The 24,902-nt window shown below is 59.5% G+C and carries 21 protein-coding genes; 4 read left to right on the forward strand and 17 right to left on the reverse strand.

Translation table 11 applies throughout. The features are described 5' to 3' along the window. Positions 1-8: 8 nt before the first annotated feature. The 7 genes from nuoH to GQ39_RS04515 all read right to left on the reverse strand — a co-directional run bounded on the left by nuoH (position 9) and on the right by GQ39_RS04515 (position 8,673). Positions 9-1,016, reverse strand: coding sequence for an NADH-quinone oxidoreductase subunit NuoH (nuoH, locus tag GQ39_RS04485; protein ID WP_047527655.1), 1,008 nt, complete (start codon positions 1,014-1,016; stop codon positions 9-11). Continuing rightward, positions 1,013-3,727: an NADH-quinone oxidoreductase subunit NuoG gene (gene nuoG, locus GQ39_RS04490; RefSeq protein ID WP_047527657.1), complete on the reverse strand. Its 2,715-nt coding sequence runs from the start codon at positions 3,725-3,727 to the stop codon at positions 1,013-1,015. Before nuoG ends, nuoH begins: the two co-directional genes overlap by 4 nt. 137 nt (positions 3,728-3,864) lie before the next feature. Next, positions 3,865-5,220: an NADH-quinone oxidoreductase subunit NuoF gene (gene nuoF, locus GQ39_RS04495; protein ID WP_047527659.1), complete on the reverse strand. Its 1,356-nt coding sequence runs from the start codon at positions 5,218-5,220 to the stop codon at positions 3,865-3,867. Continuing rightward, complete coding sequence (gene nuoE, locus GQ39_RS04500; protein ID WP_007970445.1) at positions 5,217-5,714, reverse strand: NADH-quinone oxidoreductase subunit NuoE; 498 nt, start codon at positions 5,712-5,714, stop codon at positions 5,217-5,219. Before nuoE ends, nuoF begins: the two co-directional genes overlap by 4 nt. Positions 5,715-5,716: 2 nt before the next feature. Then, a complete protein-coding gene (gene nuoC / locus GQ39_RS04505) occupies positions 5,717-7,501 on the reverse strand; it encodes an NADH-quinone oxidoreductase subunit C/D (protein WP_047538433.1) in 1,785 nt (594 codons plus the stop codon). A 73-nt stretch (positions 7,502-7,574) separates the two neighbouring features. Continuing rightward, positions 7,575-8,249 carry a NuoB/complex I 20 kDa subunit family protein gene (locus GQ39_RS04510; protein WP_047527662.1) on the reverse strand — a complete coding sequence of 225 codons (675 nt, stop codon included), beginning with the start codon at positions 8,247-8,249 and terminating at the stop codon, positions 7,575-7,577. 10 nt (positions 8,250-8,259) lie between these two features. Further along, a complete protein-coding gene (locus GQ39_RS04515; protein WP_003223812.1) occupies positions 8,260-8,673 on the reverse strand; it encodes an NADH-quinone oxidoreductase subunit A in 414 nt (137 codons plus the stop codon). Between the two features lie 249 nt (positions 8,674-8,922). On the opposite strand from GQ39_RS04515, the gene GQ39_RS32145 reads away from it, so the two are divergent. Further along, entirely contained in the window at positions 8,923-9,195 is a 273-nt protein-coding gene (locus tag GQ39_RS32145) for a hypothetical protein (protein ID WP_152613958.1), read from the forward strand. 124 nt (positions 9,196-9,319) lie between these two features. Here GQ39_RS32145 and aceA read toward each other — a convergent pair whose 3' ends face one another. The 9 genes from aceA to GQ39_RS04560 all read right to left on the reverse strand — a co-directional run bounded on the left by aceA (position 9,320) and on the right by GQ39_RS04560 (position 19,891). After that, positions 9,320-10,645: an isocitrate lyase gene (gene aceA, locus GQ39_RS04520; protein ID WP_020799541.1), complete on the reverse strand. Its 1,326-nt coding sequence runs from the start codon at positions 10,643-10,645 to the stop codon at positions 9,320-9,322. Between the two features lie 503 nt (positions 10,646-11,148). Then, on the reverse strand, positions 11,149-11,910 hold the full coding sequence (locus GQ39_RS04525; RefSeq protein WP_047527670.1) for a secretin N-terminal domain-containing protein: 762 nt from the start codon (positions 11,908-11,910) through the stop codon (positions 11,149-11,151). A gap of 169 nt (positions 11,911-12,079) precedes the next feature. Further along, entirely contained in the window at positions 12,080-12,505 is a 426-nt protein-coding gene (locus GQ39_RS04530) for a GNAT family N-acetyltransferase (RefSeq protein ID WP_047527672.1), read from the reverse strand. Continuing rightward, positions 12,498-13,667, reverse strand: coding sequence for a ribosomal protein uL16 3-hydroxylase (locus GQ39_RS04535; RefSeq protein ID WP_047527674.1), 1,170 nt, complete (start codon positions 13,665-13,667; stop codon positions 12,498-12,500). Before GQ39_RS04535 ends, GQ39_RS04530 begins: the two co-directional genes overlap by 8 nt. Positions 13,668-13,753: 86 nt before the next feature. Further along, positions 13,754-15,124 (reverse strand): adenylosuccinate lyase, encoded by a 1,371-nt coding sequence (gene purB, locus GQ39_RS04540; protein WP_047527676.1) that lies wholly within the window; start codon positions 15,122-15,124, stop codon positions 13,754-13,756. A 127-nt stretch (positions 15,125-15,251) separates the two neighbouring features. Continuing rightward, positions 15,252-15,875: a high frequency lysogenization protein HflD gene (hflD, locus tag GQ39_RS04545; protein WP_047527678.1), complete on the reverse strand. Its 624-nt coding sequence runs from the start codon at positions 15,873-15,875 to the stop codon at positions 15,252-15,254. Continuing rightward, entirely contained in the window at positions 15,872-17,017 is a 1,146-nt protein-coding gene (gene mnmA, locus GQ39_RS04550; protein ID WP_047527680.1) for a tRNA 2-thiouridine(34) synthase MnmA, read from the reverse strand. Before mnmA ends, hflD begins: the two co-directional genes overlap by 4 nt. Positions 17,018-17,076: 59 nt before the next feature. Continuing rightward, positions 17,077-17,523 carry an NUDIX hydrolase gene (locus GQ39_RS04555; RefSeq protein ID WP_047527682.1) on the reverse strand — a complete coding sequence of 149 codons (447 nt, stop codon included), beginning with the start codon at positions 17,521-17,523 and terminating at the stop codon, positions 17,077-17,079. 142 nt (positions 17,524-17,665) lie between these two features. Continuing rightward, the gene (locus tag GQ39_RS04560) at positions 17,666-19,891 is read right to left on the reverse strand and encodes an NADP-dependent isocitrate dehydrogenase (protein WP_047527684.1); all 2,226 of its coding nucleotides are present in this window, start codon (positions 19,889-19,891) and stop codon (positions 17,666-17,668) included. Between the two features lie 493 nt (positions 19,892-20,384). On the opposite strand from GQ39_RS04560, the gene icd reads away from it, so the two are divergent. After that, entirely contained in the window at positions 20,385-21,641 is a 1,257-nt protein-coding gene (icd, locus tag GQ39_RS04565) for an NADP-dependent isocitrate dehydrogenase (protein WP_047527687.1), read from the forward strand. A 67-nt stretch (positions 21,642-21,708) separates the two neighbouring features. Here icd and cspD read toward each other — a convergent pair whose 3' ends face one another. Further along, positions 21,709-21,978 (reverse strand): cold shock domain-containing protein CspD, encoded by a 270-nt coding sequence (gene cspD / locus GQ39_RS33470; protein ID WP_047527689.1) that lies wholly within the window; start codon positions 21,976-21,978, stop codon positions 21,709-21,711. 224 nt (positions 21,979-22,202) lie between these two features. On the opposite strand from cspD, the gene clpS reads away from it, so the two are divergent. Beyond that, positions 22,203-22,565, forward strand: coding sequence for an ATP-dependent Clp protease adapter ClpS (clpS, locus tag GQ39_RS04575; protein WP_015094394.1), 363 nt, complete (start codon positions 22,203-22,205; stop codon positions 22,563-22,565). Between the two features lie 30 nt (positions 22,566-22,595). Next, entirely contained in the window at positions 22,596-24,866 is a 2,271-nt protein-coding gene (gene clpA, locus GQ39_RS04580; protein WP_047527693.1) for an ATP-dependent Clp protease ATP-binding subunit ClpA, read from the forward strand. Positions 24,867-24,902: the final 36 nt, after the last annotated feature.

The raw sequence follows: 24,902 nt of genomic DNA on the forward strand, positions 1-24,902 counted from the left end.
CTCTATCCTCACTGAGCCGCGACGGCGGGCGTGTTGAGCAACACGATCGCAGCGGTCACCAGCATGTTGACGAGGGTCAGCGGCAGGCAGAACTTCCAGCTGAAATCCATCACTTGGTCATACCGTGGGCGCGGAATCGAAGCGCGCAACAGGATGAACATCATGATGAAGAACGCGGTTTTCAGTGCGAACCAGATGAACGGGATCTGCGGCAGGATGCCGAACGGACCGTGCCAGCCACCGAAGAACAAGGTCACCAGCAGCGCCGAGATCAGCACGATGCCGATGTACTCGCCGACGAAGAACATGCCCCATTTCATGCCGGCGTATTCAATGTGGTAACCGTCGGCCAGTTCCTGTTCCGCTTCCGGCTGGTCGAACGGGTGACGGTGAGTCACGGCCACGCCAGCGATGAAGAAGGTCAGGAAACCGAAGATCTGCGGAATGATGAACCACAGGTGCTGGGCCTGGTAATCAACGATGTCGCGCATGTTGAACGAGCCGACCTGAATCACGATGCCCATCAGCGACAGGCCCATGAACACTTCGTACGACACGGTTTGTGCCGAAGCCCGCAAGCTGCCCAGCAGGGCGAACTTGTTGTTACTCGACCAGCCGGCGAACAGCACCGCGTAGACCGACAGACCGGCCATGGCGAAGAAAAACAGGATGCCGATGTTCAGGTCCGCCACGCCCCAGGTCGGGGTGATCGGGATGATCGCGAAGGCAATCAGCAGGGCGCTCATGGCCACGACCGGTGCCAAGGTGAAGATCATCTTGTCGGCGAACGGTGGCGTCCAGTCTTCCTTGAAGAACATCTTGATCATGTCGGCGGCGATCTGGAATGCGCCGAACGGACCCACGCGGTTCGGACCGTAACGATCCTGCCAGAGGGCGAGCAAACGACGCTCGACCCAGCTCAGCAGTGCACCGCAGACCACCACGGCCAGCAGAATCACCACGGCCTTGAGGACCGCGATGATGATGTCGATCACTTCAGGAGTGAACAAGGTCATTGAGCTGCCTCCTGCAGACCGTCAACGGATTTGCCAAAGATCGCTGGCGGAATGCCGGCGATGCCCGCTGGCAATGCCACCAGGCCGGCGCCCAGTTCTTCATTGATGCGCAGTGGCAGGCGCAGGGTCTGGCCAGCCACGTTCAAGCTCAGCAGTGCGCCGTCGTTGACACCCAGGCGGTCGGCTTCGGACTTGGCCAGGGCAACGTAGGCCGCCGGGATGCGTTCCTGAACCGGCGCGGCTTTCGAAGAGGTTTCTTCGCTGCCGAACAGGTGGAAGAACGGCACAACCTGCCAGGTGCCCTGGGCCGGGTTGAACGCGCGCGGAACGTTGGCGAACCACTTCAGCGAATCACCGGTGGTTTCGATCAGGCGGGTGCCCGGGTCGCCAGCGCGAATGTGACCACCGACTTCGTCCTGGAACTTGTTCCAGGCTTGCGGCGAGTTCCAGCCCGGAGACCAGGCGAATGGCACTTGCTGACGTGGTTCGACCGAGCCCGAGTAACCTTCCATCGAGAAGGCGAACGCGGTGTCTTTGTCCTGCGGTGTACGGGGTTCGTGCACGCTGATGTCGGCGCGCATGGCGGTACGACCGGAGTAACGCAGCGGTTCGCGCGCCAGTTTCAGGCCCTTGATGCGGAACGCGGCGGACGGTGCCGCGTCGACGATGGCCGCCAGTTGCGGGGTGCTCGAGGCGACCGCAGCGGTGACGTGGTCTAGCTGCGTCCAGTCGATCGGCTGGTTCAGCAGGGTCGAACGCAGGGCATGCAGCCAGCGCCAGCCTTCGTGAACCAGGATGCTGGCGTCCATGTATTGCGGGTCGAAAACCTGGAAGAAGCGCTGGGCACGGCCTTCCTGGCTGACCAGGGTACCGTCGCCTTCGGCGAAGCTCGCAGCCGGCAAGACCAGGTGCGCACGATCGCTGGTGGCGGTCTTCTGATGGTCCGCCACGATCACCACTTTCGCGGCGGTCAGGGCGGCATCGACCTTGGCTTTGTCGGTACGGGTGTACAGATCGTTTTCCAGCACGACGATGGCGTCGGCCTTGCCGTCGATCACCGCTTGCAGGGCTGCATCGACCGATTCGCCACCGAGCATGGCCAGGCCGAGGCTGTTGGCCTCTGGCACGATCAGGCTGATGGAACCGTTCTTCTCGCGCAGTTTCAGAGCCTTGGCGATGTTCGCGGCGGCTTCGATCAAGGCTTTGGAGCCCAGGGAAGTACCGGCGATGATCAGTGGGCGCTTGGCCGCGAGCAGGGCGTCGGCGATGCGCTTGGCCAATTCGAGGGCTTCGGCGTCCAGGCCTTCAACAGCAGGCGCGCTGGCGTCGAGGGCGTGAGCCACGGCGAAACCGATGCGGGCCAGGTCGTCCGGCGCGGCGTGAACGCACTCTTCAGCCACGTCGTCGAGCTTGGTTTCAGCCAGGCTGGCGATGAACAGCGGATTCAGCGCGTGCTGACCGATGTTCTTCACCGCGGCGTCGAGCCAAGGCTGTACGCGCATGGCTTCGGCCATGTCTTCGGCCTTGCCCTTGACCGATTGGCGCAGGGCCAGGGCCATGCGTGCAGCGGTCTGGGTCAGGTCTTCACCGAGGACGAACACGGCGTCGTGGTCTTCGATGTCGCGCATGTTCGGTACTGGCAGCGGGCTGTCTTTCAGCACTTGCAGGACCAGGCGGATGCGCTCCAGTTCGGAGGCTTCGATACCGGAGTAGAAGTGCTCGGCACCGACCAGTTCGCGCAACGCGTAGTTGCTTTCGAGGCTGGCGCGGGGCGAACCGATACCGACAATGTTGCGGCCGCGCAGCAGGTCGGCGGCTTTATCCAGGGCTTCGTCGAGGCCCAGCTTGGTGCCGTTGGCCAGCAGTGGCTGACGCGGACGGTCCTCGCGGTTGACGTAGCCATAGCCGAAACGGCCACGGTCGCACAGGAAGTACTGGTTTACCGAACCGTTGAAACGGTTTTCGATACGACGCAGCTCACCGTAGCGTTCGCCCGGGGAGATGTTGCAACCGCTGGAGCAGCCATGGCAGATGCTCGGCGAGAACTGCATGTCCCACTTGCGGTTGTAGCGCTCGGAGTGAGTCTTGTCGGTGAACACACCGGTCGGGCAGACCTCGGTGAGGTTGCCGGAGAACTCGCTTTCCAGGGTGCCGTCTTCAACGCGACCGAAGTACACGTTGTCGTGGGCGCCGAACACGCCGAGGTCGGTGCCGCCGGCGTAGTCCTTGTAGAAGCGCACGCAGCGATAGCAAGCGATGCAGCGGTTCATTTCGTGGGAAATGAACGGGCCCAGTTGCTGGTTCTGGTGGGTACGCTTGGTGAAGCGGTAACGGCGCTCGTTGTGGCCGGTCATTACCGTCATGTCTTGCAGGTGGCAGTGACCGCCTTCTTCACAGACCGGGCAGTCGTGAGGGTGGTTGGTCATCAGCCATTCGACAACACTGGCGCGGAAGGCCTTGGATTCTTCATCTTCGATGGAGATCCAGGTGTTGTCGGTGGCAGGGGTCATGCAGGACATGACGATGCGACCACGGGTGTCGTTCTCGTCGGTGTACTGCTTGACCGCGCACTGGCGGCAAGCGCCAACGCTGCCCAGGGCAGGGTGCCAGCAGAAATAAGGGATATCGAGGCCTAGCGACAGACATGCCTGTAACAGGTTGTCTGCCCCATCGACTTCGAGCTCTTTGCCGTCTACGTGGATAGTGGCCATGGTTCAAAGTTCTTCGTTGGCCCGGTGTCAGCGGGCGTGGCTAATGGAATCTTGTTGTTCGTCCGAATCCAAACAGCCCTTTAAAGGCGTCATCGAACGAAAGACGAAGGGCACGGACCCTTCGCCTTTTTAAGCATTTACGCGCCGACTACGATCGGCCTTGCCAGAGGCGGGACGGCGGCGCTGGTGGGCGCGATGCCGGCTTCGAACTCTGGACGGAAGTATTTGATTGCGCTGCCCAACGGCTCCACGGCGCCCGGTGCGTGAGCACAGAAGGTCTTGCCTGGGCCGAGGAAGCCGACCAGACCCAGCAGGGTCTCGATGTCGCCTGGCTGACCCTGACCTTTCTCGATAGCCATCAAGAGCTTGACGCTCCATGGCAGGCCATCGCGGCAAGGGGTGCAGAAACCACAGGATTCGCGAGCGAAGAACTGCTCCATGTTGCGCAGCAGGGACACCATGTTGACGCTGTCGTCGACCGCCATGGCCAGGCCGGTACCCATACGGGTGCCCACCTTGGCGATGCCGCCGGCGTACATTTGTGCGTCCAGGTGCTCCGGCAACAGGAAGCCGGTACCGGCGCCGCCCGGCTGCCAGCACTTGAGCTTGTAGCCGTCGCGCATGCCACCGGCATAGTCTTCGAACAGCTCGCGCGCGGTCACGCCGAATGGCAGTTCCCACAGGCCAGGGTTCTTGACCTTGCCGGAGAAGCCCATGAGCTTGGTGCCCATGTCTTCGCTGCCTTCGCGGGCCAGCGATTTGTACCAGTCCACGCCGTCGGCAATGATCGCCGGTACGTTGCACAGGGTTTCGACGTTGTTTACGCAGGTCGGTTTGCCCCACACGCCAACGGCGGCCGGGAAGGGCGGCTTGGAGCGCGGGTTGGCGCGGCGGCCTTCGAGGGAGTTGATCAGTGCGGTTTCTTCACCGCAGATGTAACGCCCGGCGCCGGTGTGGACGAACAGCTCGAAGTCGAAGCCGCTGCCCAGAATGTTTTTACCCAGCAGGCCTGCGGCCTTGGCTTCTTCCACGGCACGGTTGAGGTGCTTGGCGGCGGTGGTGTATTCGCCACGCAGGAAGATGTAGCCACGGTAGGTTTTCAGTGCGCGGGCACTGATCAGCATGCCTTCGATCAGCAGATGGGGCAGTTGCTCCATCAGCATGCGGTCTTTCCAGGTGTTGGGTTCCATTTCATCCGCGTTGCACAGCAGGTAGCGGATGTTGATGGATTCGTCTTTGGGCATCAGGCCCCACTTCACGCCAGTGGGGAAGCCTGCACCACCACGACCCTTGAGGCCGGCGTCCTTCACGGTCTGGACGATGTCGTCCTGGGCCATGTCGGCGAAGGCCTTGCGGGCAGCGGCGTAACCGTTCTTGGCCTGGTACTCGTCGAGCCAGACGGCTTCGCCGTCGTCACGCAGACGCCAGGTGAGCGGGTGAGTCTCGGCCGAACGCTTGATGCGGTTGGCCGGGCCGAAGGAAGTCAGGGTCATACGTAGCCCTCGAGCAATTTGGCGACGCCTGCTGGCTGTACATCACCGAACGTGTCGTCGTCGATCATCAACGCCGGCGCCTTGTCGCAGTTGCCGAGGCAGCAGACCGGCAGCAGGGTGAAACGACCATCGGCGGTGGTCTGACCCAGGCCGATGCCGAGCTTGCTCTGGATTTCGCTGACCACGGACTCGTGGCCGCCGATGTAGCAGACCATGCTGTCGCAGACGCGAATGATGTGGCGGCCAACCGGTTGACGGAAGATCTGGCTGTAGAACGTCGCCACGCCTTCAACGTCGCTGGCCGGAATGCCGAGGATCTCGCCGATGGCGTACAGGGCGCCATCCGGCACCCAGCCACGTTCCTTCTGGACGATCTTCAGGGCTTCGATCGACGCCGCGCGCGGGTCTTCGTAGTGATGCAGCTCGTGCTCGATGGCCGAGCGCTCGGTTTCGCTCAGGGCGAAACGGTCTGTCTGGATAAGCGTGCTGTTCATGCTTAGCGGTCCACGTCGGCCATAACGAAATCGATACTACCCAGGTACGCGATCAAGTCCGCGACCATGCTGCCTTTGATCACCGAAGGGATCTGCTGCAGGTGCGGGAAGCTTGGGGTGCGAATCCGGGTGCGGTAGCTCATGGTGCCGCCATCGCTCGTCAGGTAATAACTGTTGATGCCCTTGGTCGCTTCGATCATCTGGAAGGATTCGTTGGCCGGCATCACCGGGCCCCACGAAACTTGCAGGAAGTGCGTGATCAAGGTCTCGATGTGCTGCAGGGTGCGCTCTTTGGGTGGCGGCGTGGTCAGCGGGTGATCCGCCTTGTACGGGCCTTCCGGCATGTTGCGCATGCACTGCTCGATGATCTTGATGCTCTGGCGCATCTCCTCGACGCGCACGATGCAGCGGTCATAGGCATCGCCGTTGGCGGCCAGCGGCACTTCGAATTCGAAGTTCTCGTAGCCCGAGTAAGGACGCGCCTTGCGCAGGTCGAAGTCGCAACCGGTCGAACGCAGGCCGGCACCGGTGACACCCCATTCCAGGGCTTCCTTGGTGTTGTAGGCCGCGACGCCGATGGTACGGCCACGCAGAATGCTGTTGTCGAGGGCGGCTTTCTGGTATTCGTCCAGACGCTTTGGCATCCACTCGACAAAATCCTTCACCAGCTTTTCCCAGCCGCGTGGCAGGTCGTGGGCGACGCCACCGATGCGGTACCAGGCCGGGTGCAGACGGAAACCGGTAATGGCTTCGATCACCGTGTACGCCTTCTGGCGGTCGGTGAAGGTGAAGAACACCGGGGTCATGGCGCCGACGTCCTGGATGTAGGTACCCAGGAACAGCAGGTGGCTGGTGATCCGGAAGAACTCGGCCATCATGATGCGAATGACGTCGACCTTCTCGGGTACCTTGATGCCGGCCAGCTTCTCGACCGAGAGCACGTACGGCAGGTTGTTCATCACGCCGCCGAGGTAGTCGATACGGTCGGTGTACGGAATGAAGCTGTGCCAGGACTGACGCTCGGCCATCTTCTCGGCGCCACGGTGGTGGTAACCGATGTCCGGTACGCAGTCGACGATCTCTTCGCCGTCCAGCTGCAGGATGATGCGGAACGCACCGTGCGCCGAAGGGTGGTTCGGGCCGAGGTTGAGGAACATGTAGTCCTCGTTCGGGCCGGAACGCTTCATGCCCCAGTCTTCAGGCTTGAAGCGCGCGGCTTCTTCCTCGAGCTGTTGCTTGGCCAGGGTCAGGCTGTACGGATCGAATTCGGTGGCGCGCGCAGGGAAGTCCTTGCGCAGCGGGTGACCTTCCCAGGTCGGCGGCATCATGATGCGCGACAGGTGAGGGTGGCCTTTGAAGTCAATGCCGTACATGTCCCAGACTTCACGCTCGTACCAGTTGGCGTTCGGCCAGATGCTGGTGACGGTCGGCAGGCTGAGGTCGCTCTCGGAGAGGGCAACCTTGATCATGACGTCGCTGTTACGTTCGATCGACATCAAGTGATAGAACACAGAGAAGTCGGCGCCGCTCGGCAGCCCTTGACGCTTGGTGCGCAGACGCTCGTCCACGCCGTGCAGGTCATAGAGCATGACGTACGGCTTGGGCAGGTTACGCAGGAAAGTCAGGACTTCGACGAGTTTGGCACGGGCAACCCAAAGCACCGGCATGCCGGTGCGGGTAGGCTGGGCGGTGAACGCCTCGGGGCCAAAACGGTTGTTCAATTCAACGACCACATCCTGGTCGTCTGCCTTATAAGGCGGGATGTACAGAGCACTGCCTGTAGTCATGATTTTTTTATCGCTTTCGGTCAACGTAAAGAATGAAGCCAGCTTCTCGTTTCTTTGAAACAGCAGATCTGGATCAGACTTCGTCGGGGCTGCGCAGGTTGGTTACCTGAATACGCTGTTCGCGGCGCTTTTCCTTCTCGGAAGGCATCTCGGCGCGGTAAACGCCTTGATCGCCAACGACCCAGGAAAGAGGGCGACGCTCCTGGCCAATCGACTCCTGCAACAGCATCAAGCCTTGCAGGAAAGCTTCAGGGCGGGGCGGGCAGCCAGGCACGTAGACGTCCACGGGCAGGAACTTGTCCACCCCTTGAACGACAGAGTAGATGTCGTACATGCCACCGGAGTTGGCGCACGAACCCATGGAGATGACCCATTTAGGTTCGAGCATTTGCTCGTAGAGACGCTGAATGATCGGCGCCATCTTGATGAAGCAGGTACCGGCGATAACCATGAAATCCGCCTGACGCGGTGATGCCCGGATAACCTCGGCGCCAAAGCGCGCGATGTCGTGGGGCGCCGTGAAGGCGGTGGTCATTTCCACATAGCAGCACGAAAGGCCGAAGTTATACGGCCACAGGGAGTTCTTGCGCCCCCAGTTGATCGTGCCGTTAAGCACGTCTTCGAGCTTGCCCATGAAAATGTTTTTGTGGACTTGATCTTCTAACGGATCGGAAACGGTTTCCCGTTCGCCAATCGGATACTGCTCGTTAGGAGCATCGGGGTCGATCCTGGTGAGATTGTATTGCATTGCCAAAGCCTCATTGTTTCAGCTTCGCTTGCCGCTTGCGCCGAGCTTCCGGAGCCCAGTCAAGGGCGCCCACTCGGAATAGGTAGACAAGACCTGCCAACAGAATTGCTATGAAAACGAGAGCTTCGACGAATCCGGTCCAGCCGCTTTCGCGGACGGACACAGACCATGCAAAGAGAAAGAGGGCTTCGATATCGAAGATCACGAAGAGCATCGCGACCAGATAGAATTTGGCAGAGAGCCGCAAGCGGGCGCCACCTGTAGGTAGCATGCCGGACTCGAACGGTTCGTTTTTGCTGCGGCCCCAGGCTTTTGACCCGAGGAGGCTGGAGACGCCGAGCATGAAGGCACAGAGGCCGACTACGCCCAGAAGGAAAATGGCAAAGCCCCAGTTGTGGGCCATGAGTCCTGTCGCTTCGGGCATGCTGGTAATCCTTAACAGAGAGCAAAGGTCTCTGAGCTTGAAAAGAAACAACGCAGTGACGATATGTCGCAGCAATCAATCCCGCTGATTTTATGGCTAAACACTCGGCAAGTAAAATTCCTATAGCGAAATTATTTATAGGAATAAGGACATGGCGAGCGGCAAAAGCGCTGTAGCCCTTGCGTTACGGGCATTAGATGGCATTTCGTCAATTATGTTTTGTAGGGGATGTAACGAACACAGCCCTGCATGAATGATAATCAATATTGTTTGCGTTGGTTTTTAATCTGTTTAACGGGTCAGTGTTCGTTAAGTTGTCTTATATGCGCGTTACTTGAAGTAGCGGCGGTGATCTTTTTAGCGGATTTTTCCGATGTTGATGCCGCTTTGGATCAGTATTTTTCCAGATCGCCACCAACCCCTGTAGGAGCGAGCCTGCTCGCGATGGTGGTCAACGATGACGCTGGGGGGGCTGACACGCCGCGGCGTCCTCAGGGTCATCGCGAGCTGGCTCGCTCCTAAAGAAGGGGGCGTTCGTTGGAGCGCAGGCAAAAAAACGCCCCGAACCAGTCGGGGCGTCAGATGTGCAGCGCTGCGGTTAGCTTTCTATCCCGTCCGCGGCGGCTGGTATTTCAGGTGAAGCAGATCAGTGGAACTGTTCTTCTTCGGTCGAACCGGTCAGTGCGGTTACCGACGACGAGCCACCCTGGATCACGGTGGTCATGTCGTCGAAGTAGCCGGTGCCCACTTCCTGCTGGTGAGCCACGAAGGTGTAACCCTTGGCGGCGTCGGCGAATTCCTGCTCCTGCAGTTTCACGTAGGCAGTCATGTCGTTGCGGGCGTAGTCGTGCGCCAGGTTGAACATGCTGTGCCACATGTTGTGAATGCCGGCCAGGGTGATGAATTGGTGCTTGTAGCCCATGGCGGACAGTTCGCGCTGGAACTTGGCGATGGTCGCGTCGTCCAGGTTTTTCTTCCAGTTGAAGGAAGGCGAGCAGTTGTACGACAGCAGTTGGTCCGGGTATTCCTTCTTGATCGCTTCGGCGAAGCGACGAGCTTCTTCCAGATCAGGCTTGGCGGTTTCGCACCAGATCAGGTCGGCATACGGCGCGTAGGCCAGGCCGCGAGCGATAGCCTGGTCGAGACCGGCGCGCACTTTGTAGAAGCCTTCCTGGGTACGTTCGCCAGTGACGAATGGCTGGTCGTACGGATCGCAATCGGAAGTCAGCAGGTCAGCAGCGTTAGCGTCGGTACGAGCCAGGATGATGGTCGGAGTACCGGCAACGTCAGCAGCCAGACGAGCAGCGGTCAGCTTCTGTACGGCTTCCTGGGTTGGAACCAGTACCTTGCCGCCCATGTGGCCGCACTTCTTGACGGAGGCCAGTTGGTCTTCGAAGTGAACGCCGGCGGCGCCCGCTTCGATCATGCTCTTCATCAGTTCGTAAGCGTTCAGTACGCCGCCGAAACCGGCTTCAGCGTCAGCCACGATTGGCGCGAAGTAGTCGATGTAGCCTTCGTCGCCTGGGTTCTTGCCGGCTTTCCACTGGATCTGGTCGGCACGACGGAACGAGTTGTTGATGCGCTTGACCACGGTTGGAACCGAATCCACCGGGTACAGCGACTGGTCCGGGTACATCGATTCGGCGGAGTTGTTGTCCGCAGCTACTTGCCAGCCTGACAGGTAGATCGCCTGGATGCCGGCCTTGACTTGTTGCACAGCCTGGCCGCCGGTCAGGGCGCCCATGCAGTTGACGAAATCTTTCTCAGGACGGAAGGCTGGCTTGGCACCTTGGGTAACCAGGTTCCACAGCTTTTCGGCGCCCATTTTTGCAAAAGTGTGCTCAGGTTGAACCGAGCCACGCAGGCGGACGACGTCAGCAGCGGAGTAAGTGCGTGTCACGCCTTTCCAGCGCGGGTTTTCAGCCCAGTCTTTTTCGAGGGCTGCAATTTGCTGTTCGCGTGTCAGTGCCATGGAGATAAACCTCGTCGCATAGGTCTTGGGGTGGAAAATTCCTGCTCCTGCCACGTACGCATCCCGAAATTGGCGTAAGAGGCTGCTCGCTGACCAGAAGCTTAAGCGGTCAAGTCGGGTTCGGCGGGGGAGGCGACGGGATGAACGATGGGCTCGAGGGGAAGTGAGCAGGTACGGGCGAACTGCGGGCGCATTCGGGCGTCGTGGGCCTTGGTGCGAACATCAGTGTGGTGCCGGGTTACCTAATTACGCTTCCGTCCCTCGGGACAACTTCGTTCCAGTCGACAACCTCGTCAAACACACCTTGTGGGCGGTATAGACACGAATCGGCTTGCGTGGGGTAAGTTGCAAGCGGCGACTCGAAGGCCCTTGCCGGGGCCTCTGATTAGCGGGAGCGAGGCCATCATGCCTTCGGTTTTTTAGCTCGTCAAACACTTTGTAGTGCTTTTTTTTAAGCACTACATCTTTGGTCTAATACGACTTGCCAGTCAGTTTTCGGTGACTTAGTCCAAGGTATCGACTTTCACCCGTAGCGTCATGTCATCCCGGCCTTGAGTCGAGTAGCTGCGGGTAAGGCCTTGTTTGTCGGCCTGTGTCTGGCCGTTTACGCCAGCCAGCAGGATCCATTCGCCCAAGTGTCCGGTGACAGTTGTGTCGGTACTTTGTACGTTCACTACATCGGGACGTTCCTGACTCATGCGGTCATGGTTGGTGCTGATCGACAGGTGAACGATGTCACCGGTGACGCTGGCGGTGACATAGAACCCCTGAGTGACGTTGCGGTATTCGGTCTGGCTGCGCAGGTCGCCGTAGGAGTCGGTCTGGCTGCTGGTGAGCGGTACGCTCTGGCCGACCTGGATCAGTGCTGGCGTGCCTTCGCTGGTCTGGACTTGCTGAATGCCGCCATTACGGCTGGCGGTGTTGTAACTGATGATGCGGGTCTGGTTGGGCTTGGCGCCGTTCACTGAATAGCCCTGGTCGCCCTGGGTGTTGTTGTCACTGGTATCGACAGTGATCAGCAGGCGTTTTGGCGCCGTGTCGAGCTGGGAAAGAAGGGCTTTAAGTTCGTCGATCTTGCGCTGATCAGCGTTGACTATAAGCTGATTTCCGTAAGCGCTGACCTGGCCGTCCTTGCCGATGAAATCCTGTGCGACCGGCAACATATCGGCGCTGGTGTGGTAGTTCAATGGCACGATTTCGGTGGCTGCCATGACCGAAAAACTGCAGGTCACCAACAGCGTGGTGAGCAGGGTGCGTAGGGACATATCCGTTATCTCCGCAATCAAAGGCTTGATAGTGCCACTTTGTCGGCCCGCAATGGGGCAAGTTGAATCGTAGACAGCAAAACGCCCCGGCATCCGAAAATGGCGAGGCGTTTTGTGGTGTTTGCGTGTTGCTTTTGTGGTGAGGGAGCAAGCCCCCTCACCACAGGTATCAAGCCGAATGGCGAACCATGTCGACATGCGGAATCCCTGCTTCCAGGAACTCCTCACTGACCATGCTGAAGCCCAGGCGCTCATAGAACGCCGTGGCTTGGACCTGGGCGCTGAGCATCTGTTGTTTTAGCCCGCGTTTTTCGGCTTCGCCGATGACCGCTTGCATCAACGCATCGCCAACTTTCAGGCCGCGCCAATCCTTGAGTACCGACACCCGGCCAACATGACCGTCAGGCAGCAGGCGGGCGGTACCGATTGGAAAGTCGCCTTCGAATGCCAGGAAGTGCACGGCAGTCGCGTCGTCGGCATCCCACTCAAGTTCAGGTGGAACGCATTGCTCGGCGACGAACACCGTCTCACGAATGCGCCGGATCTCGGCGTTGTCCTTCTGCCAGTCTGCGACACGTACGTGAATCTTATTCATCGGCAAACCCCAGGCTACCTTGCTTGACCAGCTCGCACAGCAGGCTGCGGCCATCTTCATCGCTCAGCCACTGACCAAGGTTGTCGCTGTGCAACGCATCGGCGGCGCAGATCATCTTCAGCAGCTCGCGCAGTTTGCCCGGCAGATAACGGCTCTGGCCGCTGGCGAACAGCAGCAAGTCATCATCGACTTCCGACCAGGCCAGACGTGCGCTTGGGTTGCGGATCAGTACGGCGCCCTGTTCGAGCGCGCTGAGGACGTCTTCCTCTTCGACGTCTTCCGGGCCGACGACCAATTCCGGATAGCGTGGCTCGGTCATGAACTGGCCGAACCAGGTCAGCAGCAGGCGCTCATCGCTCATGTGTTCGGCCAGCAGGCCTTTCAGGCGGTCGAGGGCGTCGTGCTGGATCTGGTGCGGATCGACCGCTGGCAGGGCGTCGGCGTCGGTGTAGCGCTCTTCGTCAGGCAGGAACTGGCTGAGGAAGTCAGTGAAGTGGGTCAGCACTTCAGCGGCGCTCGGTGCGCGGAAACCGACGGAGTAAGTCAGGCAGTCATCGACCGCGACGCCGCAGTGGGCCAGGCGTGGTGGCAGGTAGAGCATGTCACCCGGTTCCAGGACCCATTCATCGGTCGCTTCGAATTCGGCGAGGATGCGCAAGTCCGCGTGCTGCAGCAGCGGGCTTTCGGAGTCGCACATCTGGCCGATCTTCCAGTTGCGCTTGCCGTGGCCTTGCAGCAGGAACACGTCGTAGTTGTCGAAATGCGGGCCGACGCTGCCACCTGGTGCCGCGTAGCTGATCATTACGTCGTCGATGCGCCAGCTCGGCAGGAAGCGGAAGTGCTCCAGCAGTTCGCCGACTTCCGGAACGAACTGGTCCACGGCTTGTACCAGCAGGGTCCACTCGCGTTCCGGCAGCTTGCTGAATTCGTCCTCGGCAAACGGGCCGCGGCGCAGTTCCCAAGGGCGCTCGCCGTGCTCGATGATCAGGCGCGATTCGACTTCTTCTTCCAGCGCCAGGCCGGCCAATTCGTCGGCATCGAGCGGGCTTTCGAAGTCTGGGATGGCCTGACGGATCAACAGCGGCTTTTTCTGCCAGTAGTCGCGCAGGAACTCCCGTGCCGTGATGCCGCCCAAAAGTTGAAGAGGAATGTCAGGATTCATGTGTAACCTATTGAAAAAATGCACTTTTCATACGGGAATAAAAACGCCCGGCGCGGCCGGGCGTCTTAAAAGGGTCAAGCGGTCGATCAGATGCGTTTAGCTTGCTCTGCAGCGTTACCGATGTAGTTTGCCGGGGTGAGCAATTTCAGTTCGGCCTTGGCGGCGGCCGGCATGTCCAGGCCGTCGATGAAAGTCTGCAGCGCTTCAGGGCTGATGCCCTTGCCGCGGGTCAATTCTTTCAGCTTCTCGTACGGGTTTTCGATGTTGTAGCGGCGCATCACGGTCTGGATGGGCTCGGCCAGGACTTCCCAGCACGCGTCCAGGTCGGCGGCGATTTTCTGCTCGTTGAGCTCCAGCTTGCTGATGCCTTTGAGGCTTGCTTCGTACGCGATCACGCTGTGGGCGAAGCCGACACCGAGGTTACGCAGAACGGTGGAGTCGGTCAGGTCGCGCTGCCAGCGGGAGATTGGCAGTTTGCTCGCCAGGTGCTGGAACAGTGCGTTGGCGATACCCAGGTTGCCTTCGGAGTTTTCGAAGTCGATCGGGTTGACCTTGTGCGGCATGGTCGACGAACCGATTTCGCCAGCGATGGTGCGCTGCTTGAAGTAGCCCAGGGAGATGTAACCCCAGATGTCGCGGTCGAAGTCGATCAGGATGGTGTTGAAGCGGGCGATCGCATCAAACAGCTCGGCGATGTAGTCGTGCGGCTCGATTTGCGTGGTGTACGGGTTGAAGCCCAGGCCCAGTTCGTCTTCGATGAAGGCGCGGGCGTTGGCTTCCCAGTCGATCTCAGGGTAGGCCGACAGGTGTGCGTTGTAGTTGCCGACGGCGCCGTTGATCTTGCCGAGCAGCGGAACGGCAGCGACTTGAGCGATTTGACGCTCCAGACGGTAAACCACGTTCGCCAGCTCTTTGCCCAGGGTAGTCGGCGAAGCCGGTTGACCGTGGGTGCGCGACAGCATTGGCACGTCGGCGAAACGGATGGCCAGTTCGCGGATGGCGTTGGCGGTCTGGCGCATCAGCGGCAGCATCACGTCATCGCGGCCTTCGCGCAGCATCAGGGCGTGGGACAGGTTGTTGATGTCCTCGCTGGTGCAGGCAAAGTGGATGAACTCGCTGACCTTGGCCAGTTCCGGCAGCTTGGCCGCTTGCTCTTTGAGCAGGTATTCGATGGCTTTTACGTCGTGGTTGGTGGTGCGTTCGATCTCTTTGACACGCTCGGCGTGCTCCAGAGAGAAGTTTTCCGCCAGGGTGTTCAGCACCGCGTTGGCTTCGGCGGAGAACGCCGGCACTTCGCTGATGGCAGGGTGAGCGGCCAGACGCTGGAGCCAGCGTACTTCAACCAGGACGCGGGCACGGATCAGGCCGTACTCGCTGAAAATTGGGCGCAGGGCCTGGGTTTTGCCGGCGTAGCGGCCGTCAACAGGGGAAACCGCAGTGAGCGAAGAGAGCTGCATGGGGTGTTCTCGGACAGTCGGGCAACGAAATGGGGCGCGTATCATACATGAAAAAATCCGCCGGTCCGTTGCCAACTGACCAGCGTATTACGCGTTACTGACTACAAAGGGGTGTTGCGGATGCGCCTCAGCTGGCGCGCATCAACGGATAAAGCTCTTTCAGCAATTTGCGTCGGCTGATCACCAACTGCCAGCGATGGCCGCCCAGCTGCCGCCACAGGCGTGCCGAGCGAATGCCGGCCAGCAATAGCGCACGAATTTTCGACGCGTTGCTCGGTTGCTGCAGGTTGCGCATGTCGCCGTGGACCTGGATGCGTTGGCGCAAGGTGCTCAGGGTGTCCTGGTACAGCGCGCCACACGCGGCGATCACGTTTTCATGGGCCGGGCCGAAGTGTTCGACCTGGGACTGAATCTGGGGCAGGCGTTTGCCGATGATGTCCAGCATGTCGCTGCGCTTGGCCAGTTGGCGCTCAAGGCCGAGCATGGCCAGCGCGTAGCGCAGCGGTTCGCGCTGCAGGGCGCTCGGATCGCGTTCCAGGGCGCCGATCAAGGCGCGATAGCCTTCGCGCAGATTGATATCGTCGCCGCCGTAGACTTCCAGGGTTTCCTTGGGGTCGCGGATCAGCAGGCTACCCAGCATGCAGGTCAGGCCGGCCTCGTTGGTCTGGCCGGTCTTGGCAATTTTATCGACCAGCACGGCGGCGAGAAATACGCCGCCCAGTGCCGTCAGTTGCTCCTGGGTCGGGCTCATTGGGGCTGCCCTTTGCCGGTGCTCTTGCTGGTCCAGGGTTCCGCCACTTCGATCACTCCGCCACCCAGGCAGATTTCACCGTCATAGAACACCACGGACTGGCCCGGAGTGACCGCGCGTTGCGGGTCGTCAAACGTGGCGCGGTAACCGGTGGCGGTTTTTTCCAGGGTGCAGGGCTGGTCGCTCTGGCGATAGCGGACCTTGGCGGTCAGTCTGCGCGGCTCGCTCAGGTCGATCGGATTGACCCAGTAGATGTCCGAAGCGAGCAGGGCGCGGGAGAACAGCCACGGGTGGTCATTGCCCTGGCCGACGATCAGTTCGTTATGTTCCAGGTCCTTGATCAGCACGTACCACGGCTCGTCGCTGGCGTCTTTCAAGCCGCCGATGCCCAGGCCCTGGCGCTGGCCGATGGTGTGATACATCAGGCCGTGGTGGCGGCCGATGACTTCACCTTCGGTGGTCTTGATCTCGCCCGGTTGTGCCGGCAGGTACTGCTTGAGGAAGTCGCTGAAGCGACGTTCGCCGATAAAGCAGATCCCGGTGGAGTCCTTTTTCTTCGCGGTTGCCAGTTCGTATTTCTCGGCAATCGCGCGTACTTCCGGCTTTTCCAGCTCGCCGACCGGGAACAGGGTCTTGGCGATCTGTTCGCCGCCGACGGCGTGCAGGAAGTAGCTCTGGTCCTTGTTTGCGTCCAGGCCCTTGAGCAATTCGGTGCGACCGTCGATGTCACGGCGGCGCACGTAGTGGCCGGTGGCGATCAGGTCGGCGCCCAGCATCATGGCGTAGTCGAGGAACGCCTTGAACTTGATTTCGCGGTTGCACAGGATGTCCGGGTTCGGCGTGCGGCCGGCCTTGTATTCGGCCAGGAAGTGCTCGAAGACGTTGTCCCAGTACTCGGCGGCGAAGTTGGCGGTGTGCAGCTTGATTCCGATCTTGTCGCACACAGCCTGGGCATCCGCCAGGTCATCCATGGCAGTGCAGTATTCCGTTCCATCGTCTTCTTCCCAGTTCTTCATGAACAGGCCTTCCACCTCATAACCCTGCTCGATCAGCAGGAGGGCGGAAACGGAAGAGTCCACGCCGCCGGACATGCCGACAATGACGCGCTTCTTTTGTGTGTCAGAAGGGGCTGGATCACGCATAGGGATTCAATGAGTGTCTTGAAAAAGGACGCGATTCTAACAGGCTGGAGCCCGCAAGGCTAAAGAGAAGGGCGGATCAATTCGAGACCGAAGTGTTTGCCGTCCAGATAGTCGTCGATACAGCGGATAATCAGCTCGCTGCGCCAGCTGTCCCTCTGCTCGATTAATTCGTCGCGGGTCAACCACTTGGCGCCGACGATACCGTCGTCCAGCTCGTAGTCCGGGTGGTGTTTGAGCGGCTTGGCGATGAAGCAGACCCGTTGGTAGGTCACGCCGTTGCTGGGTGCGGTATAGAGATAAATGCCCAGCACGCCGGTCGGCTCGACGTCCCAGCCGGTTTCCTCGAGGGTTTCGCGCACGGCGGCCTCGGTCAGGGTTTCGTTCGCGTCGAGGTGGCCGGCGGGCTGGTTGAGCACCACGCGTCCGTGCTTGAGTTCCTCGACCATCAGGAAGCGGCCGTTGTCTTCTACGATGGTGGCGACGGTGATGTGGGGTTGCCAGTCCATGAAATGCCCTCAATTTTCAAAAGTTGAAACACTGTCCCTGTGGGAGCTGGCAGGCCAGCTCCCACAGGGTTTTGAGTCGATCATAAATCCCAAAAACACAAACCCCGGCACGGGGCCGGGGTTTGTGATGTTCCTTGCAGCCTTAAACCAGCGCAGCAATCGCCGCGTTGAACGTGGCGCTCGGACGCATGGCCTTGCTGATCAGATCGGCATTGGCGTGGTAGTAACCGCCGATGTCCACTGGTTTGCCCTGAACGGCATTGAGCTCGGCAACGATGGTTGCTTCGTTCTCGGTCAGGGTTTTGGCCAGGGTCGCGAACTGCGCTTGCAGGGCCTTGTCTTCGGTCTGGGCAGCCAGGGCTTGAGCCCAGTACAGCGCCAGGTAGAAGTGGCTGCCGCGGTTGTCGATGTTGCCGACTTTGCGCGATGGCGACTTGTTGTTGTCCAGGAACTGGCCGGTGGCCTGGTCCAGGGTCTTGGCCAGAACCAGCGCCTTGGGATTGTTGTAGGTCACGCCCAGGTGTTCCAGGGACGCAGCCAGTGCCAGGAATTCACCCAGCGAGTCCCAGCGCAAGAAGTTTTCTTCCAGCAGCTGTTGAACGTGCTTCGGTGCGGAACCGCCAGCGCCGGTTTCGAACAGGCCGCCGCCCTTCATCAGCGGAACGATCGACAGCATCTTGGCGCTGGTGCCCAGTTCCATGATCGGGAACAGGTCGGTCAGGTAGTCGCGCAAAACGTTGCCGGTCACCGAGATGGTGTCCTTGCCTTCGCGGGTGCGCTTGAGGGTGTACTTCATCGCGTCGACTGGCGCCATGATCTGGATGTCCAGGCCGGTCGTGTCGTGATCCTTCAGGTAAGCCTGAACTTTCTCGATCACTACGCCGTCGTGAGCGCGCATCGGGTCCAGCCAGAAGATCGCTGGTGTGTTGCTTGCGCGGGCACGGTTGACGGCCAGTTTGACCCAGTCCTGGATCGGCGCGTCTTTGGCCTGGCACATGCGGAAGATATCGCCGGCTTCAACCGGTTGTTCCAGCAGCAGGGTGCCTTTGGTGTCGGTCACGCGGACAACACCGTTGGTCTTGATCTGGAACGTCTTGTCGTGGGAGCCGTACTCTTCGGCTTTTTGCGCCATCAGGCCAACGTTCGGCACGCTGCCCATGGTGGTTGGGTCGAAAGCGCCATTGGCCTTGCAGTCTTCGATCACTGCCTGGTAGATGGTGGCGTAGCAGCGATCCGGAATCACGGCCTTGGTGTCGTGCAGCTGGCCGTCGGTGCCCCACATTTTGCCGGAGTCACGGATCATGGCTGGCATCGAGGCGTCGACGATGACGTCGCTCGGCACGTGCAGGTTGGTGATGCCTTTGTCGGAGTTGACCATCGCCAGCGATGGGCGAACAGCGTAGACCGCTTGAATGTCTGCTTCGATCTGGGCTTGTTGCTCGGCGGGCAGGGCCTTGATGCGAGCGTACAGGTCGCCGATGCCGTTGTTCAGGTTAAAGCCGATCTGCGCCAGCACGTCAGCGTGCTTGGCCAGTGCGTCTTTATAGAACTCGGCAACGATCTGGCCGAACATGATCGGGTCGGAAACCTTCATCATGGTCGCTTTCAGGTGAACCGACAGCAGCACGCCTTTGGCTTTGGCGTCTTCGATCTCGGCAGCGATGAAGCTGCGCAGAGCGTTTTTGCTCATGACCGCGCAATCGATGATCTCACCGGCTTGCACGGTGGTTTTTTCTTTCAGGACGGTGGTGGTGCCGTCTTGAGCGATCAGTTCGATTTTCACAGCGCCAGCGGCGTCGATCAGGGCAGCTTTTTCGCTGCCGTAGAAATCGCCGGTGGTCATGTGCGCGACATGGGATTTGGAGTCAGCAGCCCAGACACCCATTTTGTGCGGGTGCTTGCGCGCATAGTTCTTGACTGACAGCGGAGCGCGACGGTCGGAGTTGCCTTCGCGCAGGACCGGGTTCACGGCGCTGCCCTTGATCTTGTCGTAACGGGCCTTGGCTTCTTTGTCGGCTTCGGTGGTCACGGTTTCCGGGTAGTCCGGCAGAGCGTAGCCCTGGGCCTGCAGCTCTTTGATCGCGGCCTGCAGTTGTGGAACCGAGGCGCTGATGTTCGGCAGCTTGATGATGTTCGCTTCAGGCGTAATCGCCAGGGCGCCCAGTTCGGCGAGGTGGTCGGCTACGGCTTTGTCGCCCAATTGCTCGGGGAAGCTGGCCAGGATACGCCCTGCAAGAGAGATATCGCGGGTTTCAACGGCGATATCAGCCGAGGCGGTGAAGGCCTCTACGATAGGCAACAGTGAATAGGTGGCGAGGGCGGGAGCTTCGTCGGTGAAGGTATAGATGATCTTCGAGCGGGTGGGCATATTCGGATTAACTCTCTCTTCTTTGCTAAAGCGTGCGCAGAAACTCGAGGGCGCCGGGTAAGCGCGTTCGTTCAAAGTCATCCATGAGCCGAATATCGAGGTTTCGTTGCTGTGATGTTGGGTGCATCAGTAGAGCGACAAGCAAGCGGGCTGCGGTAACAGACCGGCTTATGCGGCGGAAAGGCTCATCATGGAGCAGTTCAGTCGTCGTGACTCTTTGGTCAGCGGGCGGCATTATACATAGGTAGCTGGCAATCTGCCGATGGTTCATACGCGACGATTGTCGTCCATTGGTCTAAAGGTCGCAGGGGCGCGTCGGGCGTAGAGTCATTCGTCGTGCTGTAGTTTGGCGCTTTTCCCTTTGCTTTCAGGCTTGTAGGCCGCCAGTTGTGCAGCTTTGCGGCACGTGGATGGAACATAGGGTTTGCGCGCAGATTTAACTGGGTTACGCTCGAATGAAGCCAGATGTTCAATCCAATCAATGGAGTTCAGCATGGGTTACAAGAAGATTCAGGTTCCAGCCGTCGGCGACAAAATCACCGTCAATGCAGACCATTCTCTCAATGTTCCTAATAACCCGATCATTCCCTTCATCGAAGGCGACGGCATTGGGGTTGATATCAGCCCCGTCATGATCAAGGTTGTCGATGCTGCCGTGAAGAAGGCTTACGGTGGCGAGCGCAAGATTTCCTGGATGGAAGTGTACGCCGGGGAAAAAGCGACTCAGGTTTACGACCAGGACACCTGGCTGCCCCAGGAAACCCTGGACGCGGTCAAGGACTACGTGGTTTCCATCAAGGGTCCGCTGACTACTCCGGTCGGTGGTGGCATTCGTTCGCTGAACGTGGCGCTGCGTCAACAACTCGATCTCTATGTCTGCCTGCGTCCGGTGCGCTGGTTCGAAGGCGTGCCGAGCCCGGTCAAGAAGCCTGGCGACGTCGACATGACGATCTTTCGCGAGAACTCCGAAGACATCTATGCCGGTATCGAGTGGAAGGCCGGTTCGGCCGAGGCCACCAAAGTCATCAAATTCCTTAAAGAAGAAATGGGCGTTACCAAGATCCGTTTCGACGAAAACTGCGGTATCGGCATCAAGCCGGTTTCCCTGCAGGGCACCAAGCGTCTGGCGCGCAAGGCGCTGCAATATGTGGTCGATAATGACCGCGATTCGCTGACCATCGTGCACAAAGGCAACATCATGAAGTTCACCGAAGGTGCCTTCAAGGAATGGGCCTACGAAGTGGCCGCCGAAGAGTTCGGCGCGACCCTGCTCGATGGTGGTCCGTGGATGCAGTTCAAGAACCCTAAAACCGGCAAGAACGTCATCGTCAAGGATGCCATCGCCGATGCCATGCTCCAGCAGATCCTGCTGCGCCCGGCCGAGTACGATGTCATCGCGACCCTGAACCTGAACGGCGACTACCTCTCCGACGCCCTGGCGGCGGAAGTGGGCGGTATCGGTATCGCGCCAGGCGCCAACCTGTCCGACACCGTGGCGATGTTCGAAGCCACCCACGGTACTGCGCCGAAGTACGCCGGCAAGGACCAGGTCAACCCGGGTTCGTTGATTCTGTCCGCTGAAATGATGCTGCGCCACATGGGTTGGACCGAAGCGGCTGACCTGATCATCAAAGGCACCAACGGCGCGATTTCCGCCAAAACCGTGACCTACGACTTCGAACGCCTGATGGACGGCGCCACGCTGCTTTCGTCTTCGGCCTTCGGCGATGCCCTGATCTCGCACATGTAAGCGAATCCAGGCTGCAAAAAAATACGCCCGGCTCAATTGATCCGGGCGTTTTTCATGGCCGGGGCGGTCAGCTTAGAGCTGTGCCGTGGGTGCTGGTGGAGGCGGTAGTGGCAGTCGCGGTGGTGGTTTTGGCCAGGGCGTCGTTGATCTCGACCGCATGCAGCCCCTTGGGCCCCTGGATGATGTTGAAGGTCACAGCCTGTCCGGCCTTCAGGGTTTTATAGCCATCCATTTTGATGGCCGAGTAGTGGGCAAACAGATCTTCTGTCTTGCCGTCCTCGTTGATGAAGCCGTAACCCTTGGCGTTGTTGAACCACTTGACCTTGCCGACTGCCATACACATATCCCTCTGCAACAGACTCCATCACTGGAGTATCATCCAGTTCATCCGCAGTCGCTTTTTAGAAAAAAGTTGACTCCGCGGACCTTTTTTACCCACTGTGGGCTCTATTGGTTGTAACACCGTTTTGCTGATAGTCAAGGTGACCCGGCAGTCGGAGTTGAAATTGGCCATAGCTGCCCCCACCACTGTATTTGCACAACTGACGAACCTTTCTTTCCATGCATGCAATCAGCCAGATTCGACTAACATTCAATCAGGATCGCCCTGATTTACACGACGACGATTCCGCAGGCATTGCTGTTCAGGAGGCCAAGCCTGCTCTACAGGCGCCGCCGATGTACAAGGTGGTTTTGTTCAATGATGACTACACACCGATGGATTTCGTCGTCGAAGTGCTCGAGGTGTTTTTTAACCTGAATCGCGAGCTGGCGACCAAGGTCATGCTGGCCGTCCATACAGAAGGGCGGGCAGTATGTGGAGTGTTTACCCGCGACATCGCCGAGACCAAGGCCATGCAGGTCAACCAGTACGCCAGGGAAAGCCAGCATCCGCTACTCTGTGAAATCGAGAAGGACGGTTAATCGCCGGACACTTGGGTATGAGGTGAAGCTATGTTAAACCGCGAGCTCGAAGTCACCCTCAATCTTGCCTTCAAGGAGGCCCGTTCGAAGCGTCATGAATTCATGACCGTCGAGCATCTCCTGCTGGCCCTATTGGACAATGAGGCTGCCGCCACCGTATTGCGTGCCTGCGGCGCAAACCTCGACAAACTCAAGCACGACCTGCAGGAGTTCATTGACTCCACCACGCCGTTGATCCCCGTGCATGACGAGGACCGCGAAACCCAGCCAACCCTGGGCTTCCAGCGTGTACTGCAACGTGCTGTGTTTCATGTACAGAGCTCGGGCAAACGTGAAGTGACTGGCGCCAACGTGCTGGTCGCGATCTTCAGTGAGCAAGAGAGTCAGGCAGTGTTCCTGCTGAAACAGCAGAGCGTTGCCCGTATCGATGTCGTCAACTACATCGCCCATGGCATTTCCAAGGTGCCAGGGCACGGCGATCACTCTGAGGGCGAGCAAGATATGCAGGACGACGAGGGCGGTGAGTCTTCTTCTTCAGGCAACCCACTGGATGCTTATGCCAGTAACCTCAACGAACTCGCGCGCCAGGGTCGTATCGATCCGTTGGTCGGTCGTGAGCTGGAAGTCGAGCGCGTTGCGCAGATCCTGGCGCGTCGTCGCAAAAACAATCCACTGCTGGTAGGCGAGGCGGGCGTGGGTAAAACCGCGATTGCCGAAGGTCTGGCCAAGCGCATTGTCGACAACCAGGTACCGGACCTGCTGGCCAACAGCGTGGTTTACTCCCTCGATCTGGGTGCCTTGCTGGCCGGGACCAAATATCGCGGTGATTTCGAGAAGCGCTTCAAGGCGTTGCTCAATGAACTGAAAAAACGTCCACAGGCAATCCTGTTTATCGACGAGATCCACACCATCATCGGTGCGGGTGCAGCGTCCGGCGGCGTCATGGACGCTTCGAACCTGCTCAAGCCGCTGCTGTCGTCGGGTGATATCCGTTGCATCGGTTCGACGACCTTCCAGGAGTTCCGCGGCATCTTCGAGAAGGACCGTGCCTTGGCTCGGCGCTTCCAGAAGGTCGATGTGTCCGAGCCTTCGGTGGAAGACACCATTGGTATCCTGCGCGGCCTGAAAGGGCGTTTCGAGACCCATCACAATATCGAATACAGTGATGAAGCCCTGCGCGCCGCTGCCGAACTGGCCTCGCGCTACATCAATGACCGGCACATGCCGGACAAGGCCATCGACGTCATCGACGAGGCGGGTGCCTACCAGCGCCTGCAGCCGATCGAGAAGCGCGTAAAACGCATCGAGGTGGCTCAGGTCGAGGACATCGTCGCGAAAATCGCGCGGATTCCGCCAAAACACGTCACCAGTTCCGACAAGGAACTGCTGCGTAACCTTGAGCGTGACCTGAAATTGACGGTGTTTGGTCAGGATGCCGCGATCGACTCCCTGGCGACCGCGATCAAACTGTCCCGTGCCGGACTCAAGTCGCCTGACAAGCCTGTCGGTTCGTTCCTGTTCGCCGGTCCTACCGGTGTCGGTAAAACCGAAGCGGCGCGTCAGCTCGCCAAGGCGTTGGGTGTCGAGCTGGTTCGTTTCGACATGTCCGAGTACATGGAGCGCCACACCGTATCGCGTCTGATCGGTGCGCCTCCGGGCTATGTCGGGTTCGATCAGGGCGGTCTGCTGACCGAAGCCATTACCAAGCAGCCTCACTGCGTGCTGTTGCTCGATGAAATCGAGAAAGCGCATCCGGAAGTCTTCAACCTGCTGCTGCAGGTCATGGATCACGGTACGTTGACCGATAACAACGGGCGCAAGGCGGATTTCCGTAACGTGATCGTCATCATGACGACCAACGCCGGTGCCGAGACCGCAGCCCGTGCCTCGATCGGTTTCACCTATCAGGATCACTCTTCCGATGCGATGGAAGTGATCAAGAAAAGCTTCACGCCGGAATTCCGCAACCGCCTGGACACCATCATTCAGTTTGGTCGCCTCAGTCACGAGGTTATCAAGAGCGTGGTGGACAAGTTCCTCATCGAGCTTCAGGCGCAGCTGGAAGACAAGCGTGTGCTGTTGGAGGTTTCCGATGCGGCCCGCAGCTGGCTGGCGGCCGGTGGTTACGACGCAGCAATGGGTGCTCGACCAATGGCTCGCCTGATCCAGGACAAGATCAAGCGTCCGCTGGCAGAGGAGATTCTCTTTGGCGAACTGGCCGAACATGGCGGTGTAGTGCACATCGACATCAAGGACGGCGAGCTGACCTTCGAGTTCGAGACTACGGCCGAAATGGCCTGACGTTAAACCGCTGCAAAGCAAAAAGGCGCCGATTGG

Source organism: Pseudomonas sp. 11/12A (genome assembly GCF_000800055.1).
Classification (GTDB): Bacteria; Pseudomonadota; Gammaproteobacteria; order Pseudomonadales; family Pseudomonadaceae; genus Aquipseudomonas; species Aquipseudomonas mohnii.

What these genes read in the sequence shown, in the direction of transcription:
- nuoH (WP_047527655.1), bottom strand. Translation starts at nt 1,016, where the DNA reads ATGACCTTGTTCACTCCTGAAGTGATCGACATCATCATCGCGGTCCTC.
- nuoG (WP_047527657.1), bottom strand. Translation starts at nt 3,727, where the DNA reads ATGGCCACTATCCACGTAGACGGCAAAGAGCTCGAAGTCGATGGGGCA.
- nuoF (WP_047527659.1), bottom strand. Translation starts at nt 5,220, where the DNA reads ATGACCCTGACTTCCTTCGGCCCGGCCAACCGCATCAAGCGTTCGGCC.
- nuoE (WP_007970445.1), bottom strand. Translation starts at nt 5,714, where the DNA reads ATGAACAGCACGCTTATCCAGACAGACCGTTTCGCCCTGAGCGAAACC.
- nuoC (WP_047538433.1), bottom strand. Translation starts at nt 7,501, where the DNA reads ATGACTACAGGCAGTGCTCTGTACATCCCGCCTTATAAGGCAGACGAC.
- GQ39_RS04510 (WP_047527662.1), bottom strand. Translation starts at nt 8,249, where the DNA reads ATGCAATACAATCTCACCAGGATCGACCCCGATGCTCCTAACGAGCAG.
- GQ39_RS04515 (WP_003223812.1), bottom strand. Translation starts at nt 8,673, where the DNA reads ATGCCCGAAGCGACAGGACTCATGGCCCACAACTGGGGCTTTGCCATT.
- GQ39_RS32145 (WP_152613958.1), top strand. Translation starts at nt 8,923, where the DNA reads ATGAATGATAATCAATATTGTTTGCGTTGGTTTTTAATCTGTTTAACG.
- aceA (WP_020799541.1), bottom strand. Translation starts at nt 10,645, where the DNA reads ATGGCACTGACACGCGAACAGCAAATTGCAGCCCTCGAAAAAGACTGG.
- GQ39_RS04525 (WP_047527670.1), bottom strand. Translation starts at nt 11,910, where the DNA reads ATGTCCCTACGCACCCTGCTCACCACGCTGTTGGTGACCTGCAGTTTT.
- GQ39_RS04530 (WP_047527672.1), bottom strand. Translation starts at nt 12,505, where the DNA reads ATGAATAAGATTCACGTACGTGTCGCAGACTGGCAGAAGGACAACGCC.
- GQ39_RS04535 (WP_047527674.1), bottom strand. Translation starts at nt 13,667, where the DNA reads ATGAATCCTGACATTCCTCTTCAACTTTTGGGCGGCATCACGGCACGG.
- purB (WP_047527676.1), bottom strand. Translation starts at nt 15,124, where the DNA reads ATGCAGCTCTCTTCGCTCACTGCGGTTTCCCCTGTTGACGGCCGCTAC.
- hflD (WP_047527678.1), bottom strand. Translation starts at nt 15,875, where the DNA reads ATGAGCCCGACCCAGGAGCAACTGACGGCACTGGGCGGCGTATTTCTC.
- mnmA (WP_047527680.1), bottom strand. Translation starts at nt 17,017, where the DNA reads ATGCGTGATCCAGCCCCTTCTGACACACAAAAGAAGCGCGTCATTGTC.
- GQ39_RS04555 (WP_047527682.1), bottom strand. Translation starts at nt 17,523, where the DNA reads ATGGACTGGCAACCCCACATCACCGTCGCCACCATCGTAGAAGACAAC.
- GQ39_RS04560 (WP_047527684.1), bottom strand. Translation starts at nt 19,891, where the DNA reads ATGCCCACCCGCTCGAAGATCATCTATACCTTCACCGACGAAGCTCCC.
- icd (WP_047527687.1), top strand. Translation starts at nt 20,385, where the DNA reads ATGGGTTACAAGAAGATTCAGGTTCCAGCCGTCGGCGACAAAATCACC.
- cspD (WP_047527689.1), bottom strand. Translation starts at nt 21,978, where the DNA reads ATGGCAGTCGGCAAGGTCAAGTGGTTCAACAACGCCAAGGGTTACGGC.
- clpS (WP_015094394.1), top strand. Translation starts at nt 22,203, where the DNA reads ATGCATGCAATCAGCCAGATTCGACTAACATTCAATCAGGATCGCCCT.
- clpA (WP_047527693.1), top strand. Translation starts at nt 22,596, where the DNA reads ATGTTAAACCGCGAGCTCGAAGTCACCCTCAATCTTGCCTTCAAGGAG.